Annotated in this window: 16 protein-coding genes and 4 tRNA genes; 8 read left to right on the top strand and 12 right to left on the bottom strand. The window is 62.4% G+C overall.

What is annotated here, in order from left to right:
- Positions 1 to 10 precede the first annotated feature (10 nt).
- Genes SKZ59_RS06620 through SKZ59_RS06600 form a run of 5 tightly spaced genes read right to left on the bottom strand, consistent with a single transcriptional unit; the run spans position 11 to position 3,391 of the window.
- Positions 11 to 1,234 (bottom strand): HAMP domain-containing sensor histidine kinase, encoded by a 1,224-nt coding sequence (locus SKZ59_RS06620; protein ID WP_319991155.1) that lies wholly within the window; start codon positions 1,232 to 1,234, stop codon positions 11 to 13.
- Positions 1,231 to 1,932, bottom strand: a complete 702-nt coding sequence (locus SKZ59_RS06615; protein ID WP_319991154.1) for a response regulator transcription factor — start codon at positions 1,930 to 1,932, stop codon at positions 1,231 to 1,233. Before SKZ59_RS06615 ends, SKZ59_RS06620 begins: the two co-directional genes overlap by 4 nt.
- Entirely contained in the window at positions 1,929 to 2,468 is a 540-nt protein-coding gene (locus SKZ59_RS06610) for a GNAT family N-acetyltransferase (RefSeq protein WP_046684059.1), read from the bottom strand. The genes SKZ59_RS06615 and SKZ59_RS06610 overlap by 4 nt, the downstream gene beginning before the upstream one ends.
- A 15-nt stretch (positions 2,469 to 2,483) precedes the next feature.
- On the bottom strand, positions 2,484 to 2,831 hold the full coding sequence (locus SKZ59_RS06605) for an SMI1/KNR4 family protein (protein ID WP_319991153.1): 348 nt from the start codon (positions 2,829 to 2,831) through the stop codon (positions 2,484 to 2,486).
- Positions 2,828 to 3,391 carry a GNAT family N-acetyltransferase gene (locus SKZ59_RS06600; protein WP_319991152.1) on the bottom strand — a complete coding sequence of 188 codons (564 nt, stop codon included), beginning with the start codon at positions 3,389 to 3,391 and terminating at the stop codon, positions 2,828 to 2,830. Before SKZ59_RS06600 ends, SKZ59_RS06605 begins: the two co-directional genes overlap by 4 nt.
- 139 nt (positions 3,392 to 3,530) lie before the next feature.
- Here SKZ59_RS06600 and SKZ59_RS06595 point away from each other — a divergent pair, with 139 nt between their 5' ends.
- The 4 genes from SKZ59_RS06595 (at position 3,531) to SKZ59_RS06580 (ending at position 7,475) form a co-directional block, all read left to right on the top strand.
- Positions 3,531 to 5,114, top strand: a complete 1,584-nt coding sequence (locus SKZ59_RS06595; RefSeq protein ID WP_319991151.1) for a sensor domain-containing diguanylate cyclase — start codon at positions 3,531 to 3,533, stop codon at positions 5,112 to 5,114.
- Between the two features lie 35 nt (positions 5,115 to 5,149).
- A complete protein-coding gene (locus SKZ59_RS06590; protein ID WP_319991150.1) occupies positions 5,150 to 5,890 on the top strand; it encodes a CPBP family intramembrane glutamic endopeptidase in 741 nt (246 codons plus the stop codon).
- Positions 5,891 to 6,143: 253 nt separating this feature from the next.
- On the top strand, positions 6,144 to 6,650 hold the full coding sequence (locus SKZ59_RS06585; RefSeq protein ID WP_034751973.1) for an AAA family ATPase: 507 nt from the start codon (positions 6,144 to 6,146) through the stop codon (positions 6,648 to 6,650).
- A 120-nt stretch (positions 6,651 to 6,770) separates the two neighbouring features.
- A complete protein-coding gene (locus SKZ59_RS06580; RefSeq protein WP_319991149.1) occupies positions 6,771 to 7,475 on the top strand; it encodes a hypothetical protein in 705 nt (234 codons plus the stop codon).
- Positions 7,476 to 7,514: 39 nt separating this feature from the next.
- Here SKZ59_RS06580 and SKZ59_RS06575 read toward each other — a convergent pair whose 3' ends face one another.
- Together SKZ59_RS06575 and SKZ59_RS06570 are read right to left on the bottom strand one after the other, a co-directional pair.
- Positions 7,515 to 8,660: an alpha-hydroxy acid oxidase gene (locus SKZ59_RS06575; RefSeq protein ID WP_139089746.1), complete on the bottom strand. Its 1,146-nt coding sequence runs from the start codon at positions 8,658 to 8,660 to the stop codon at positions 7,515 to 7,517.
- 82 nt (positions 8,661 to 8,742) lie between these two features.
- Positions 8,743 to 9,714: a phytanoyl-CoA dioxygenase family protein gene (locus SKZ59_RS06570; RefSeq protein ID WP_319991148.1), complete on the bottom strand. Its 972-nt coding sequence runs from the start codon at positions 9,712 to 9,714 to the stop codon at positions 8,743 to 8,745.
- Between the two features lie 115 nt (positions 9,715 to 9,829).
- Here SKZ59_RS06570 and SKZ59_RS06565 point away from each other — a divergent pair, with 115 nt between their 5' ends.
- The gene (locus tag SKZ59_RS06565) at positions 9,830 to 10,705 is read left to right on the top strand and encodes an AraC family transcriptional regulator (RefSeq protein ID WP_319991147.1); all 876 of its coding nucleotides are present in this window, start codon (positions 9,830 to 9,832) and stop codon (positions 10,703 to 10,705) included.
- A 55-nt stretch (positions 10,706 to 10,760) separates the two neighbouring features.
- Here the strand turns inward: SKZ59_RS06565 and SKZ59_RS06560 are convergent.
- The 4 genes from SKZ59_RS06560 to SKZ59_RS06545 all read right to left on the bottom strand — a co-directional run bounded on the left by SKZ59_RS06560 (position 10,761) and on the right by SKZ59_RS06545 (position 11,388).
- Positions 10,761 to 10,837, bottom strand: a tRNA-Arg gene (locus SKZ59_RS06560).
- Between the two features lie 160 nt (positions 10,838 to 10,997).
- Positions 10,998 to 11,074 (bottom strand) — tRNA-Arg (locus tag SKZ59_RS06555).
- A gap of 78 nt (positions 11,075 to 11,152) precedes the next feature.
- Positions 11,153 to 11,229, bottom strand: a tRNA-Arg gene (locus SKZ59_RS06550).
- Positions 11,230 to 11,311: 82 nt separating this feature from the next.
- A tRNA-Arg gene (locus SKZ59_RS06545) sits at positions 11,312 to 11,388 on the bottom strand.
- Positions 11,389 to 11,813: 425 nt separating this feature from the next.
- Between SKZ59_RS06545 and SKZ59_RS06540 the strand changes: the two genes are divergently transcribed.
- Together SKZ59_RS06540 and SKZ59_RS06535 are read left to right on the top strand one after the other, a co-directional pair.
- Positions 11,814 to 14,297, top strand: coding sequence for an ATP-binding protein (locus tag SKZ59_RS06540; RefSeq protein ID WP_319991146.1), 2,484 nt, complete (start codon positions 11,814 to 11,816; stop codon positions 14,295 to 14,297).
- A gap of 330 nt (positions 14,298 to 14,627) precedes the next feature.
- The gene (locus SKZ59_RS06535; protein ID WP_070301992.1) at positions 14,628 to 15,617 is read left to right on the top strand and encodes a diguanylate cyclase domain-containing protein; all 990 of its coding nucleotides are present in this window, start codon (positions 14,628 to 14,630) and stop codon (positions 15,615 to 15,617) included.
- A gap of 75 nt (positions 15,618 to 15,692) precedes the next feature.
- Here SKZ59_RS06535 and SKZ59_RS06530 read toward each other — a convergent pair whose 3' ends face one another.
- Positions 15,693 to 16,088: a hypothetical protein gene (locus tag SKZ59_RS06530; protein ID WP_034754991.1), complete on the bottom strand. Its 396-nt coding sequence runs from the start codon at positions 16,086 to 16,088 to the stop codon at positions 15,693 to 15,695.
- A gap of 282 nt (positions 16,089 to 16,370) precedes the next feature.
- Between SKZ59_RS06530 and SKZ59_RS06525 the strand changes: the two genes are divergently transcribed.
- The gene (locus SKZ59_RS06525) at positions 16,371 to 17,084 is read left to right on the top strand and encodes a sensor histidine kinase (protein ID WP_319991145.1); all 714 of its coding nucleotides are present in this window, start codon (positions 16,371 to 16,373) and stop codon (positions 17,082 to 17,084) included.
- The last annotated feature ends 49 nt before the right edge of the window (positions 17,085 to 17,133 follow it).

Below are 17,133 nucleotides of genomic sequence, written 5' to 3'. Positions count from 1 at the left end.
TCCGCTGAGTTTATTGCACTTGGGTGGGAACGATGGCGACACGGTACTGCGTCGCGCCGGGGTGGAAAGCAATGTCCCAGCGCATCGCTTGCGCCAGGCGCAGCAGCAGGTTCTGGCCATGCGCGAAACCGTGGACGCGCCGTGACTGCCCCGCCTGCACGGTATTGATGATGTTCAGGTGGCCTTGCGCAAACACAATGCTGATGCGGCAATCGGGGCCGCCATGAAACAGCGCATTCGCCAGGCAATTGTTGATGAGCAACATGACCAGCTGCCCGTTGCCCGCCACGTCCAGCCGCTCGGGCACGTCCAGGGTCAGCAAGCTGGCGTCCCACGGATGTTCGTCGAGCAGGCGCAGCAGGCATTGCTCCATGCAGCCGCGCATCTCCACCACGTCGCCGGGCAGCTGCTCTGCCCGTGCCAGCGCGAACAGCACGTCGATGGTAGCGCGCATCTCGTCCGTCGATTGCCGCAGCTGCGCCTGCTCTTGCCCGCCCAGGGGCCGCGCCTCGGCCAGCGCCAGCGTGTTGTGCATCAAGGTCAGCGGCGTGCGCAGTTCATGGCTGACGTCGCGGGCGAAGGCCTGTTCGCGCTGCAACACCGCCTGCAGTTCGGCAAACGTGGTTTCCAGGCGGCGCGCCAGGAAACCGATCTCGTCGGGGCGATCGCGCTCGCTGAAATGGACGGCGCTGCCGGGCGCCAGCTGGCGCGCTTCCTGGGCCAGGCGCTGCAGGGGCAGCACGAGGCGCCGCGCCAGCCAGTACGCCAGCAGCAAGGCCAGCGCGATCAGCGCCAGCGCCACGCCCAGCACGACACCGCCCACCTCTTGCGCCAGGCGCTGCACCACCAGCACAGGCGCCACGTCGGCCAGCAGATAGCTGCGCTGCGGCTGGCCAGCGGCAACGAGGTCCAGCGCCAGCACGTGATAATGCTGGCCCGTCGTGGTAAACACTTCCCCGCGCGGGGCTGACGGTGACACTTGCTCGCGCACCACTTGAGGCAGATCATGGTAGTGGACGTAAGTCTTGGTGAGGTCGTTACCGGAAGGCGTAAGCTCACCGTGCTGGCGCAAATGCTGGCTGACCACCGCCGCTTCGCGCTCGAGCAGGCGCTGCACCAGCATGTCTTCTGTCACGTAGGCAATCACCAGCGCCAGGCCCGTGTAGCACAGGCACAGCAAGACAGTAAAGCCGGCCAGGGCAGCGAACAGGCGATGCCGGATCGACTTGCTCATGGAAACGCCGCAGAACCGAAGGCAAGGCGGTAGCCCAGCTGCGGTATGGTCACCAGCATGCCCGCGCCGCCGGCCAGCTCCAGCTGCTTGCGCAGCGCGTAGATGTGCGATTTGAGCGCATCGCTATCGGGCGGCTGGCTGCCCCACAGATGCTGCAGCAAGGCCGAACGTGACACGGCGTGCGGATGCTCGCGGCACAGCAGCAGCAGGATTTTAAAACCCGTCTGCGTCAGCGGCAGCGCCACGTCACCGAGCCGGGCGCGCCCTTCGCGCGTCTGCAAGGTAAAGGGGCCCACGCGCATTTCCTGGTGCACATGCAGCTGGTGCCGGCGCGCCAGCGCTTCGCAGCGCAAGGCCACTTCGCGCAAGTCGAACGGTTTGCTCAGGTAATCGTCGGCGCCGTCGCGAAAACCGCGTGCCTTGTCTTCATACGCATCGCGCGCCGTCAGCATCAAGATCGGCACATTGCTGGGCGCGCCCGCCTTGATGGCGCGGCACACTTGCAAGCCATCGATGTCGGGCAGGTTCAGGTCCAGCAGCACCACGTCATAGCTGTTGCGCGTGGCCAATTGCACGGCCAGCGCCCCCGTGCCCGCATGGTCGGTCTGCCAGCCCAGGCCGTCGAGGAAGTCGAGCACTTGGCGCGCGATGGCCAGGTGGTCTTCCACCAGCAGTATGCTCAGGGGCAAGCGATTCATGGAGTACCGGCAATGCGCGCATACAGCCAGAAATTGCCGGACCTACCGCGAATTTGCCGGTAGCAGCGCAGATAGCCTTCGCGTTCGAAACCGCAGCGTTCCAGTACGCGGATCGAACGTTCATTGCTCTCCAGCACAGTTGCCTGGATGCGCAGGAAGCCCAGGCGCTGGAAGCCCCAGTCCATGACCGACGCGGCGATGGACGTGGCCACGCCCTGCCCCCATACGGCAGGAGACAGATCGTAGGCGATTTCGGCCGTGCGGTGCTGCGGGGAAATGGCATTGAAGCCGATCGTGCCCACCAGCTGGCCGCCCTCGCGCAGCACGATGGCCAGGCGGATGGACGACGCTGGCTGGGCCGAGGCATAGTCATCGAAATTGGCCTGCAGATCGTCGGCGCAACGCAAGTCCCAGCTCGTGTGCTCCACGACAACAGGATCGGCCAGGTAGGCATACCAGGCGGGCGCGTCGCTACGTTCCAGCTGGCGCAACGTCACCAGTGGATGGGCTGAAACGGGTAAATCGGCAGCTTTCATTGCTTGGCATCCTCCTCAATCCAGCGGGCAATCGGCGGCCAGCCAGGACATGAAATCATCGGCAGCCAGTTCGAAATCGTCGCGCTGCATCGATCCATGCCCCACCAGATACACGGCGCGGTCGCCATCATCGAGGGCCAGCATGACGGCGCGCCCGCCGCTGTCGTCGCCGATGGTGATGTAGCCTGGGCAGGATTGCTGCGTGTCATATGTTTCGTTACGCTCCACCAAACTTTCTGCGCCATACAGCAATACCTGCCCGCCACGGAGACCTTCCTGCCAGTCCTGGAGAAAGCGCAGGTAGTACGCCGGCAAGGCGTGGCCCAGCCAGCGTTCGAGCGCTTCGGTTTCCTGCTGGCTCACGCGGCGCCTTTGCGCCGTGCCTCCCACGTACGTCGCAGCAAGCCGTACAGGGCCGTATCGCTGACGTGGCCGCCGACGATCCAGCGTTCGGGCAAGAAACCTTCCTTGCTGAAACCCTGGCGCTCGAGGGCGCTGGCCGAAGCCATATTGAGCGGATCGATATCGGCTTCCAGGCGGTTCAGGTCGCGCTCGATGAACGCGTATTCCAGCAGCGCCGACAAGGCTTCCTGCATATAGCCCTTGCCCCAATGCGGGCGCGCCAGCGCGTAGCCGATTTCGGCACGGCGGTTCTGGCGGTGCTCGGAAAACAGGCTGCAGCTGCCCATATATTCGCCCGTCGCCTTCAGCGTGACGGCGAAGCGGAAGAATTCCTCGCTCTCGAAAGCGGCGATGTCCTCGGCAAGCTTGCGCGCGGCGATGCTGGCATCCTGCCATGGCGGTTCGCTGAAATAGCGCATCACTTCGGGATCGGCATGCATGGCGAAGAAATCCGCTTCATCCGATGGTTGCGGTTTGCGCAGGATCAGGCGTTCAGTGGTGATGGTTTTCGTGTAGGCCATGCGACTCCAATCAAAGGTTCAAAGGGGCAACGCTTATTATTCCATGCAACTATAACGATGTGGCAACTTTGTGATCTTGCTTTTTAATGTAGTATGGCAATGTTTCACCATATCATAGATGCAACTTCCTGATCCGCCTATGCACGCAACAAAAGAAACAGCAGATACCGACGCCATCCCGGCGCAGCCCGAGGTCTTGAGCAAGCACAAGCGGCCAGTGATTATCTGGGCCAGCATCGCCTTCTTTTGCATGTGCGCCATGCTGCTTGGCATGACCATCTGGATCGTCTGGTCTTCGCGCGAAGTGCGCTTGCACGAAGCGAGGGCGACGACGGGACACATGGCGCGCACCCTGGCGACCCAAGCGTACATGGAGCTGGAAGTCGCCGATGTGATGCTGGAAGATATCGTCGAGCACATCCGCAACGAAGGCAATAATGACGCGACCGGCGAGCGCCTTCAATCGCATCTGCAGCAGTTGTCGAAGAATATCGTGGAAATTGCCGGCGTCTTCATTTTTGACAGCCGCGGAGACTGGCTGGCCAGCTCGTCCGGCGCCGGGCAGGACGGCAACAATGCGGACCGCGACTACTTTACTTATCACAAGACGCATGCGCAGCTGGGCAGCCGCATCAGCGCGCCCGTACGCAGCAAATCCAGCGGGCAATGGGTCTTGCCCGTGTCGCGCCGGGTGGAATTGGCGGACGGCTCCTTTGCGGGCGTGGTGCTGGTCACCCTCGGGCTCGCCTCCTTCGAACGCATCTACGATAGCCTCAACCTTGGCAATACGGGCACGGCCTTTTTTGCCCTCGACGACGGCACCTTGATCTACCGCCGGCCATTCCAGCCCGGCGTCATCGGCATGGATATTTCGTCGGGTGCAGTCCTGCGCGCCTACCGAGAAAAAGGGCCTGTCGGCACGGCCATGATGACGGCGAAGGTGGACGCAATCGAACGGCTGTACAGCTATCGCCACCTGCAGCGCTTTCCCGTCATCGTGGCGGCGGGACTATCGGAGGAAGATATTTTCGCCGAATGGCAGCGCTTGAGCATGCAAATCGTGCTGGCGTCGCTGGCGGCAGGCGCGGCGCTGATCTACCTGTTCCGCAAGCTGATGCGGCAAATTGCCGTACGCGACCGTATCGAAGCCAGCCTGCGCGTGGCCACGACGGAGTTGCAGCACGCCAATGCGGACCTGGCGGCGCGGGCGGCGCAGGACGGCTTGACGGGGCTGGCCAACCGCCGCTGTTTCGACGAGACCTTGGCGCATGAACTCAAGCGCGCCCAGCGCAGCGGGCATGAAGTGTCGCTGATCATGCTGGACGTGGATTTCTTCAAGAAATTCAACGACCAGTATGGCCACGTGGCAGGCGACGAGTGCCTGCAGGCAGTTGCTGGCGCCGTGGCGCGCAGCGTCGGCCGGGCCGAAGACCTGGCGGCCCGTTACGGCGGCGAAGAGTTCGCCGTCATCATGCCCGGCACGGGCGCGGCGGGCGCCCTGGAAGTCGCGCAAGCGATCCGGGCGGCCGTGGAAGGCTTGCAGATTCCCCACGCGGCCAGCGCGAACGCAGTCGTGACCGTCAGCCTGGGCGCGGCCACGCTCCAGCCTGGCCAAGACCGCCCCACGGACAGCAGCGAGCTGATACGCGAGGCCGATGCCTTGCTGTACCAGTCGAAAAACACGGGCCGCAACCGCGTCAGCGGCGGCGTAGCAGCAGCATGAGGCCGCTTATGTCCGGGAAAAGAATCGCTCTCACCATGCCGCTATCCCTCATCGCACTGGCCGTCTGGCTGGGCTTGAGCATGGGCGGCCGCTGGCTGGAAGCCGCCGGCTACGCCTTGCCGGGCGCAGCCGTCACCGGCCGTATCGGCCTGTCGTGGGCGCTGGCCGCAATGTTCGCGCTGGCGCTGCTGCTGGCGTCGCGACAGCGCCGCGAAGCGGGCTTGTGCGCGCCGCAGCCATGGAAAACCCTGTGGCTCGTCTGGCCGCCTTTGCTATATGCGCTGCTGATGCTGTTGCTGGCCTGGGCCGGCGGCTGGCCGCAGCCGCGCGTGCTGCTGATCGTCGCGTGCAATGCGGCGCTGGTGGCCATCTCGGAAGAACTGATGTTCCGCGCCATCTTGTTGCAGGGCATGCTGGACCGCTACGCCGTCTGGCCAGCCGTCCTGATTTCTTCGGCGCTGTTCGGCCTGGCCCATACGGCCAACGGCCTGGCCACGGGCGACGTCAGCGGCGCCTTGTGGCAAGCCGTGGCCGCCGCCTTGCAGGGTGTCGGCTATGCGGCCATCCGCCTGCGCACCCGTTCGATATGGCCGATGGTGCTCGTGCATGGGCTATGGGATTACGCGCTGGTAACGGCCACCTTGCCGAACCCGGCGGAAGACGGCGCGTCTATCCTACCATACGTCTCCCTGCTGGCCGTGCTGCCCTTGTGCCTGTACGGCGTCTACCTGCTGCGCCCTAGCCAGCGCGCGGCCATATCGCAACCGCAGCCATAATGTCGCGACAAGCTTTCCATCCATTGACCAAGAAAATGGCCGCGCATAAGGCAGGCTTGACAGCGCGGCCCATCGCATGGCATCGTTGCCCCATGCAATCGCCACGCCCTCCCCTGCCATCGATTATTGCCGCCATTCCAACAATGGTGGCTTAGCAGCAGTGAGATTGCCAAAGCCGCCTGAGAGGCGGCTTTGATGTGCAGTCACTGGTCAAACCGTCTCGCAGGCTTCATTTCTTTTTTAGCGAGCGACCATGTCCCCAACTTCCAGCACCACCGCTTCCCCCACCCTGCACCTCGTCTGCGGCAAGATCGCGTCCGGAAAATCCACTCTGACAACCCGGCTGGCCAGCGCGCCACAGACCGTGCGCATCAGCGAAGACAGCCTGCTGGCGCAGCTGTATCCGGGCCAGATCGCCAGCCTGGCCGATTACGTGGCGTGCGCTACGCGGCTGCGTGCGGCCATCGCTCCTTTGGCCCTTCAGATGCTGCAGGCGGGCGTGTCCGTCGTGCTCGATTTCCCCGCCAATACGCCGGCCAGCCGCGCCTGGATGCGCGAGCTGTTCCAGCAGGCGGACGTGGCGCACGTGCTGCACTATCTGGACGTGCCGGACGAAGAATGCAAGGCGCGCTTGCGCCAGCGCAATGAAAGCGGGTTGCACCCGTTTTCCACCAGCGACGCTGATTTTGACGCCATCACGCGCCACTTCGTGCCGCCCGATGCTTCGGAAGGTTTTTACATCGTTCAAACAAGCCGTTAATGTTTCCTGGCTGGCTGTCGGCAAGAGCTTGTGTACTTTCGACCAGGATGCTTTTTTTGACATGTCTTCGTTTCGGCTGATACTCTGCATGTCTCACAATAAGAAACAGGACAGCACTCCGTGAAAATAATGAAGTTCGCCGGCAGCGGCCTGGCCATTCTGCTTGCCTTGCTGGCTGGATCCGCACAGGCGCAATATGCGCCGGTCGATGCAGCGCGGACAAAGAACGAGGCAGCGGCCAAATTGATGCTTGAGTCCTTGAAACAGACCAGGTATTGGATCGTTCCCAATCCACAAGCCATCTCGCGCTATGAGTTCCAGGAATTGGACGAGGACGGGAATCCCGCGGGAAAAAAGTTTGTCGTCACGGAAACGACGAGTTTCACCGTGCATAGCTATGTAGATAAAGACTTCCGGCACTATGCGCGGATCGTCTTCGAAGATGACAAGGACGCGGCGCTGGAACTCTCCTTCTATCTATTCGAGTCCAGGCCGGGACCGCTGACGCTATTTCGCAATGTCTACGATCCGGCCAAACGCTCGCGGTTGGATTTTGTCGAGTATCTTTTCACCTCGCCGCCCAAAGATATCGAGATAGCAGAGGCCAAAGAAGGCATCCTGGAAATTATCTTCGAGACCGCCCTGCGAGCAAAAGGCGACGTCAACATTGGCATGAGCGCGAAGCAGGTACGCGCCTCCGGCTGGGGAAAACCTGTCAGCATTCACAAAAAATCCGATGCGGCCGGCGCGCACGAAGAGTGGCTATACGAAAGCAGGCGTTCCTTGCTTTTCACAAATGGCAGACTGGCCTCCATCCGGCGCTAATACGCGCAGCACGGCCAGGCAATTGCCGCCCCACTGGCCTTAAAACGTGCCCGGCAGCAGGATCTTTTTATCCACCTGCTGCAAGTCGCGCAAGCCGCAAAAGGCCATCGTCAAGTCCAGCTCGTTGCGGATGATGTCCAGGCATTTGGTCACGCCCGGCCCGCCCATGGCGCCCAGGCCATATAAAAATGGGCGGCCAATGTACACGCCTTTGGCGCCCAGGGCCACGGCCTTGATCACGTCCTGGCCCGAGCGGATGCCGCCATCCATATGCACTTCGATCTGGCTGCCGACAGCGTCGACGATGGCGGGCAGGGCTTCGATCGACGATTGCGCGCCATCGAGCTGGCGCCCGCCGTGGTTCGAGACGATCAGCGCGTCGGCCCCGCTTTCCACGGCCAGGCGCGCGTCTTCGGGGTCCATGATGCCCTTGATGATCAGTTTGCCGCCCCAGCGCTGCTTGATCCATTCCACGTCCGCCCACGACAGGCTCAGGTCGAACTGCTGCTGCGTCCAGGCCGACAAGGACGACATGTCGGACACGGACGTGGCGTGGCCGACGATGTTGCCAAAACCGCGGCGCTTCGTGCCCAGCATGCCCGCCACCCAGCGCGGCTTGGTGGCCATGTTGAGGATGTTCGGAATCGTCAGCTTCGGTGGCGCCGACAGGCCGTTGCGCAAGTCCTTGTGACGCTGGCCCAGCACCTGCAAGTCCAGGGTCAATACGAGCGCGCCGCATTTCGCCGCCTTGGCGCGGTCGATCAGGCGGTTGATGAATTCGCGGTCCTTCATCACGTACAGCTGGAACCAGAACGGTTTTGTCGTGTTCGCCGCCACGTCCTCGATCGAGCAGATGCTCATCGTCGAGAGGGTGAACGGCACGCCGAAGCGCTCGGCCGCCTGGGCCGCAAGGATTTCTCCATCCGCATGCTGCATGCCCGTCAAGCCCGTGGGCGACAGGGCTACCGGCATCGACACGTGCTGGCCCACCATGGTCGAAGCCAGGCTGCGGTTTTCCAGGTTGACGGCCACGCGCTGGCGGAATTTGATCTTGGCGAAATCGCTGTTGTTGGCGCGGTACGTCGACTCCGTCCAGGAGCCGGAATCGGCGTAGTCGTAAAACATGCGCGGCACCCGTTTCTGGGCCAGCACGCGCAAGTCTTCGATGCTGGTGATGATACTCATGCGTTTCCTCGGTCGATGGCAAGTCAAGCCATGATCGTGCATTTGCCTGCAATTGTCTATCCAGCAGGCAATGCCGCCACACTTACCAGTCGCGCGCGCCGAGAATTTTCTCGCCCAGTTCAGTCAACTGCGCTTGTGGATAGCGCCGGCTTTCCTTTTCCTCGGGGTCGCCGGGAAACGCATAGCCCTGCGGCGCGCTGCGCTCGCGCCAGCTTTGCACCCTCCAGTCGCGCAGGGACTGATTGTCTTCCTGGGCCGGCGTAAAGGAAATGTATTGGGCCAGGCGCACCTGGTCCGTCGACGTGTTCGGGCGGATGCCGTGCGCCAGCAGGCTGTTGAAGATAAGTAACTCGCCTTTCTTCATGGCGATGAATTCCATCGGGTACGGCACGGTCGCCAGGTCCGGCTGCCATGGATTGCGGTCAAGCGGCACGGTCTTGCGCCACGCCAGCAGGTTGTTGAACAGTTCCGGATAGCATTGAAAACCGCCGCTCTCGGGCGACGTATCGGACAGGGCCAGCACGCCTTGCACGTTGACGGGCAGCGGGTCGAGCGTGGTGTCGGCATCCCAGTGGATGAAGCCGCCAAACTTGCGCTTGCCATTGTTCGGCGTGTTCAGGTTGGCGCGGTCGATCGTTACCCACAGGTCTTCGCGGTCCCAGATGTCGACAAAGGCGTCATAGACGCGCTGGGTCTGGCGGTTGTCCCACAGGGTCTGGTTGTGATACGCCTCGACCATGCCGGAACCGTTGAGTTCTTTCATCGCGTGGTCGCGCAACTGGTCCCGGTTCCAGGTGGAGGGATCGTTCTCGTTGAGCCCCTGGAATTCCCACAGGAAATCGGTTGTGCGGCGCACCTGCTCGGGCGGCACGGCATCCTTGACGATGACGTAGCCGTAGGTTTGCCAGTGCAAGAAGTCGCTGTCGGACAGCACGCGCAGCGGCAGCTGTTTCTGGATGTCGCGCAACTGGGTTTGTTCTGTGTAGGCCACGGACGGGTTGCCGGGCCGGTCTTCGCCGTACTGCGGGTTTACATACTGAACCTGGTCTTGCATCGCTGTCTCCTGTGTTGGTGTGAGACAGATTGTGCTCCTGCAGAGCCGGGCAAAATGCGCGTTGAGCGGCCAATACTGATACTATCCTCACCATCAACTCCTTCAAAACGTCACGATGACGCCTTTATTTGAACAAGTCACGATCCCGACGGGCCACTCCTGGGGCTTGCTGTGGCGCGAACTCGATGCCATTCCCTTCATCTGGCACTACCATCCGCAGTTCGAGCTGACCCTGACCGTCAATGCGCGGGGGCAGCGCTACATCGGCGACCACCTGGGCGACTTCGAACCGGGCGACCTGGTGCTGCTGGGGCCGAATTTGCCGCACACGTGGTCGGCCAGCGAACGCATCGACAGTGCGCAACCGATGCTGGCCGTCGTCGTGTGGTTTTCGCTCGAGTGGGTGGAGCAGCTGGCGGCCTGTTTTCCGGAGTTGCACGGCGTGCGGCAACTGGCGGCCCGCGCCGGCCCGGCCCTGCATTTTTCAGCGGACGCGAGCGCGCGCTGCGCCCATCAACTGCTGCAACTGAACGCCCTGCCCGTGCCGCAGCGCCTGCCGCTGCTGCTCGACGTGCTGCTGGACCTGGCGGCCGATGGCGCCGCGCGGCCGCTGGCCTCGACAGCACAGGCGCCGGTGCATGCCGATGGGCAGCAAAAGCGCATGGCCATCGTGTTTGACTTCATGCACGCGCATTTCCGGGAAGAGATCGCACTGGAGACATTGGCGCAGCGGGCGGCCCTGTCGCTGGGCGCGTTTCACCGCTGTTTCAAGCGCCATGCGCATTGCACGCCGGGCGAATACCTGGCGCGGCTGCGCATAGGCCGTGCCTGCCAACAACTGATCGAAAGCAATCTGGCCATTGCCGTCATCGCGCAAGAGGCCGGCTACCGCAATCTCGCGCATTTCAACCGCCAGTTCCGCGCCGCCAAGCACGTCACGCCGCGCGCGTTTCGCCTGCAATACCGGCGCGGCGCCAAAGACTTGGCGTAAATCCGTTCGGAAACGAAAAAGGGGATCAGATTTTACAATCTGACCCCCAATATTCTGGTGCGGCTGGCAGGAATTGAACCCACGACCCCTTGGTTCGTAGCCAAGTACTCTATCCAGCTGAGCTACAGCCGCCTAAGACAAGATTATAGCAGGGCTTTGCAGAATGGCAAAGGGCGTCGTGCGGATATTTCACAATTGCCCAGGCCGCCAGCATGGTCGCTGCGAAGGCGCCGTGATGACGAAAAAAAACCCGGAAAGCGAACTTTCCGGGTTTTTTCACTACTGCTGATACTGGTGCGGCTGGCAGGAATTGAACCCACGACCCCTTGGTTCGTAGCCAAGTACTCTATCCAGCTGAGCTACAGCCGCAAACTCTGACACACTTCGCCGTACGGCGCGAAGCTTGAAACTTTCATCAAAACGAAGCGAACTCCATCTTGGCAATACTGGTGCGGCTGGCAGGAATTGAACCCACGACCCCTTGGTTCGTAGCCAAGTACTCTATCCAGCTGAGCTACAGCCGCAAAACTTCGACAACATTCCACGAACAACATGGAGGTGAAACTTGTTATAACAAAACCAGGCAAAGTCTGATTTTCAGTATTCTGGTGCGGCTGGCAGGAATTGAACCCACGACCCCTTGGTTCGTAGCCAAGTACTCTATCCAGCTGAGCTACAGCCGCGCAGGCAAACATTATAGCGTATTCATTTCGCTTTGAAAAGTTCGATTTTTCAATCGCTTAGCTGATTTTGCAGAATACCGCCCCGCTCCATCGACTACCTTTTCACTGCCAAAAAGCGCACGCCTTTTTATCAGTGGACACTTCTGCTTTCACAGTGGCGCCCAGCGAATCGAGAAGTTGCTGTCTCGAAAGAAGCGGGATTATAGGGACTGCTTTCCAGCCTGTCCAGTGCTATCTGCAGGTGGCGCGCAAGCGTGCGGTGGCGGCGCGCCGCTTGGGGCTACAATACCAGCCAGACAGGGGCGTTTGTGCCTCCCCTAATGCATGACGGCGGGCATTGAGCATCATGACCTATTTAACTGAGCTTAGCGGCGGCCCGGCGGGGCAAGTGCCCGTGCGGCAGACTCACTGTTGCAGGATTTCCGATGGCCAAGCATGACCGCGAGCAAGACCTGCTTCCCCCATCAGCGCCGCTGAGCCTCTCCGACGAGCGCCTGTCCAACTTACTGGAAAGTATTACCGACGGCTTTTGCCTGCTCGACCGCGACTGGACCATCCGCTACCTCAATACGCGCGGCGCCGCCATGCTGGCGCCGCAGCACGCGCCTGGCGCGAGCCTGACGGGCAAGAACCTGTGGCAAGCCTGCCCCGACCTGCTGGGTACGGAACTGGAAACGCAGTACCGGCGCGCCATGGCGCAGCAGCACAGCAGCAGTTTCGAACTGCTGTATCCGCCGCTGGGACGCTGGCTGGACGTGCGCATCTTCCCTTCCAGCGACGGACTGACCACGTATATCCAGGACATCAGCCAGCGCAAGGCGACCGAGGAAACCTTGCGCCACAGCGAGGAAGACTTGCGCGCGCTGGCCAATTCCATCCCGCAACTGGCCTGGATCGCCAGCTTCGACGGCACCATTGCCTGGTACAACCAGCGCTGGCACGACTACACGGGTACCACTGCCGAGCAGATGGCGGGCGACGGCTGGAGCATCGCCTATGACGCGCAGCACCTGCCGCCCATGCTGCAAGCGTGGAAGGCCGCCTTGCGCGATGGCACGCCCTTCGAAATGGAGTTCCCCATCCGTGGCGCCGACGGCCAGTACCGCTGGTTCCTGACGCGCGCCAATCCCGTGCGCGACCAGGGAGGCCAGCTGCTGCGCTGGTTTGGCACGAGCACCGACGTCGACCAGGTCAAGCGCGCGCAGGAAGCCTTGCGCGATGAAACGCGCGTGCTCGAGTTGCTCAACAATACAGGCGCGGCCCTGGCCAGCACCCTCGATTTGCCGGCCCTGCTGCAGGAAACCGTCGATGCGGCCACGCGCATCAGCGGCGCGCGCTTCGGCGCCTTTTATTATGACGATGCGGGCGAGGTCCACGACAGCGTCGCCCCCCTGCCATCGGCACGCGCCGTCAACGGCATCAGCCTGCGCGAGGCCGACGCCATCGCCACGGAACTGCGCCAGGGAGCGGCCATGCGCCAGAACGACTTGCTGGCCGCGCCCGACGCCAGCGCCGGCGCCGCGCCGCCGCTGCGCAGCTGCCTGAGCCTGCCCGTCAGTTCGCGCTCGGGCCTGTTGCTGGGGCGCTTGCTGCTCGGCCATCCACAAGCGGGCATGTTCAGCGCGCGCAGCGAACGCATCGTGTCGGCCATCGCGGCCCAGGCCGCCGTCGCGCTCGACAATACGCGCCTGTACGCGGCCGCCACGCGCGCCGCCGAAGAGCGCAAGGTGCTGCTCGACAGCGAACGCGAGGCGCGCGCCGACGCCGAGCGCACGAACCAGCTGAAAGACGATTTCCTCACCACCTTGTCGCACGAACTGCGCACGCCGCTGTCGGCCATCCTGGGCTGGGCCCAGGTGCTGCGGCGCGGCACGCGCGACCAGGCCGACCTGCACCGGGGCCTGCAAAGCATCGAACGCAATGCGCGAGCGCAGGCGCAACTGATCGAAGACTTGCTCGACATGAGCCGCATCACTTCCGACAAGGTGCTGCTGGACCTGCAAACCATCGTACCCGCCAGTATCATCGCCTCGGCCATCGAAACCCTGCGCCCCGCGGCCGACGCCAAGCACATCGCCATCCACAGCAACATCGCCAGCGATGCGGGCACCATCACGGGCGACCCCAGCCGTATCCAGCAAGTGATCTGGAACCTGCTGTCGAATGCCCTGAAGTTCACGCCGCAAGGGGGGCGGGTCGAGATCGGCGTGCGCCGCGAGGCAAGCCGCCTGGCCATCACGGTGGCCGACAACGGCGTCGGCATCAAGAAAGACTTCCTGCCCCACGTGTTCGACCGCTTCCGCCAGGCCGACGCCTCCACCACGCGCCGCCATGGCGGCCTGGGGCTGGGGCTGGCGATCGTCAAGCACCTGGTGGAGCAGCATGGCGGCACGGTCACGGTCAGCAGCGCCGGCGACATGCAGGGCGCCAGCTTTACCGTGCGCCTGCCCCTGGGGACGCGGGCCGCGCTGGCGCGCCCGAAAGGCAGCGAGCTGTCCGCCAGCCACGACTTGCGCGGCGTTACGGTGCTGCTGGTCGATGACGAGGCCGATGCGCGCGAACTGACGGCGCGCATCCTGCGCGACAGCCACGCCGACGTGCATGGCGCGGGCAGCGTGGCGCAAGCGCTGCAACTGCTGGACCAGGTGCACCCGCATGTGCTGGTCAGCGACATCGGCATGCCCGACGCCGACGGTTTCGACTTGCTGGCGCAAATCCGCGCGCACGCCTCCCCCGATGCGGCCAGTCTGCCGGCACTGGCGCTGACGGCGTTCGCGCAACCGCAGGACCGCCAGCGGGCGCTGGCCAGCGGCTTCCAGGCCTGGATCTCGAAACCGATAGACCCGGCCGAGCTGCTGGCGGCCGTGGCGCAGCTGGCCGCGCAGCGCGGAACTTCCCCCCCGCCCTGAACAGGGCCGCAATACACCACCCTAAAAAGATGATGCAAAGAAATACATAGTGCAGTACAAAATGACTATTTTCATGGGTTAGCCTTCCTACTTTCAGACGCGGCACTGTCCTACAAGCAACTAAGCGAAAGTTTGCTACACTGAAATGCAGAAGCACACCTGCACGGCAGGCCGGAGACGGCGGCCCTGGCCGGCGAGAACGGCAGAAGCGAACTCATGCGCTGTTGTGCGCCCTATCTTGTTGCAAGGCGCTACTATCTTTCCACAGCCGTCAGCCTATCATCTGCGGTAGAAGCCAGCGTTGCATAGACCGTATAACCGAGACCTTACATGCCCAGCCAAGATGAGATTTTGAAAGCCAAAATTTTGGTCGTCGATGATTCACCCGACAATGTTGACCTGATGCTGGAAATCCTGCGCGATGCCGGCTATACCAATGTGACGGCCACCATGCGTCCGGCCCAGGTTTGCCCCCTGCACCGGGAGCATTGCTACGACCTGATCTTGCTGGATCTGCAAATGCCGGAACTCAATGGTTTCCAGGTCATGAAAGGCTTGAAGGAAATCGAGCATGGCGGCTACCTGCCCGTGCTGGCCCTGACGGCCCAACCGAGTTTCAAGATCGCCGCCCTGGAAGCGGGCGCGCGCGACTTCATCAGCAAACCCTTCGACCTGATGGAAGTGCACAAGCGCATCCACAACATGCTGGAAGTGCGCCTGCTGTACAAGGAACTGGCGCAATACAGCAAGCAGCAGCAGGAATTGGCGCTGCACGACCCGCTGACGGGCTTGCCGAACCGGCGCCTGCTCGAAGACCGCATCGAGCATACCTTGCAGCAATCGGCCCGCAGCCGCGGCAAGTCGGCCATCCTGTACCTGGACCTGGACGGCTTCAAGGCCATCAACGACAGTTACGGCCACGGCTATGGCGATGAAATCCTGAAAATGGTGGCGGCCCGCCTGGTGGGCGCCTCACGCAAGGAAGACACGGTGGCGCGTATCGGTGGCGACGAGTTCGTCATCGTGCTGGGCAACCTGGCCGGCAAGGGCGACGCGCGCGAACCGGCCGCCAAGCTGATCGAAGTCATTTCCGAGCCGTATTTCATCAACGACCTGACCCTGCGCCTGTCGACCAGCATCGGCATCGCCATCTACCCGGACGACGCGAGCACCGTCGACTCGCTGCTGGGCGCGGCGGACACGGCCCTGTACGAAGCCAAGCGTGCCGGCAAGAACCGCTTTTGCTGCATCCCGCACGAGGTGATCGCCGCGCAGTCGCAAGTAAACATGCAAAAAAACAACGTCCCGTCGATCGCCTGAGTTTTCTTACCGCACAGCACGCAAAAAAACCGGCAAGCCTTCACGGCCAGCCGGTTTTTTTATGCGCAGGATGCGTTATTTCTTGCCAGCGGCTGCCTCATGCTGGCCCGCGTGCTGGTGGTCCGTTTGCGCATCGACCGTTTCGGGCGGCACTTCGATGCGCGTGATACCGGCATCGACGGAAATCGGATCGCTGGCGGGGAAGGTCATTTCCACGGCGTCGTCGAGCAGCTCTTCCTTGGCCCGCTCTTCGCCGCTCATGCCCTCCTCATCGGCCAGGATGGCCAATGCGCTGGCCCATTTGACGAAATTGAGGTTGGCCAGTTCGCGCACGGTGTGCACGCCAAACGCTTGCTGCAAGGCCTTGGCATCTTTCGGGCTGACGCCGCGCAGGGCGCTGATGGGCGCATTGACGATGTCGCGGAAGCTTTTGTCGGCGTATTCCTGGTCGACGATGGTATCGATATTCATGGCATGTCCTTTCGTTTCGGTAAGCGGGCCTGTGCTGCATGGAGAAAATGCATGACACCACTATGGCAGTGTGCAGCGCCCCGGTATGTGCGCAGCCGTACGTAACGGCAGGAACGGCAGCTGCTGGCGCAAACGATAATATTGCCCACAATATAAAAGTGATGGAAGGAGATCAAAATTGCCGAAAAGACAGAAATTTTCCATCCATGCGCCCCGCGATGAAATCATCATGTATGATCCACAACTTGAATTTGGTCCACCTTTCACCATTCACGGGGCGCTATGTCCGCACAAACAGATCCGAACAAGGAAACGGCCCAGGCCGATGCGGAACGCGCCGCCGATCTCAGCGAGTTGCTCGGCCATGTCAACACCAGCTGGGACAATGAACGGCGCGCCCTGTCGCGCCAGCTGCACGACAGCCTCGGCTCGTCGCTGACGGCATTGACCATGCACCTGTCGCTGCTGACGCAAAAGATGCCGCAGGAAGCGGCCCTGCTGGACCGTGCGGCGACCATGAAGCAATTGCTGCTGAATGTGATCGAGACCAACCGCCAGATGCAGATGAAGCTGTGGAACGACAAGCTCGAGTTTCTCGGCGTGAATGTCGCGCTGGGCGAGCTGGCCGCGCAATTTGCCGAACAGCAAAACATCACCGTGCGCTGCAGCCTGCCCGAAGATGAACTGATTTGCCCGCGCAACGTGGGCGTGGCCCTGCTGCGCACCCTGGAAGAAGCGCTCGGCAACATCGCCGCGCACGCCAATGCCACGCAAGTGGACATCATCATCGACGACAATGACGAAGCGCTGATGATGACCGTCAAGGATGACGGCGTGGGCTTGCCCGCCAGCGAGCCCGTCGAAATGAGCAAGCACGGCCTGCGCTCCGTGCGTGAGCGCGTGCATTACCTCGGTGGCAGTCTGAGCCTGGCAACCAATCCGCAAGGGGGCACGGCCCTGACCGTCGTCTTGCCGCGTGTGGCTCCGAAAGAATAGTCTTTGCCAGGCCGCATCAAGCCAGAACACTGCCGGGGCACCCCGGACC

This window comes from Janthinobacterium sp. GMG2 (genome assembly GCF_033949445.1).
GTDB lineage: Bacteria > Pseudomonadota > Gammaproteobacteria > Burkholderiales > Burkholderiaceae_D > Janthinobacterium > Janthinobacterium aestuarii.
The sequence above is the reverse complement of the archived record's forward strand: the minus strand, read 5'-3'. Positions and strand labels throughout refer to the sequence as shown.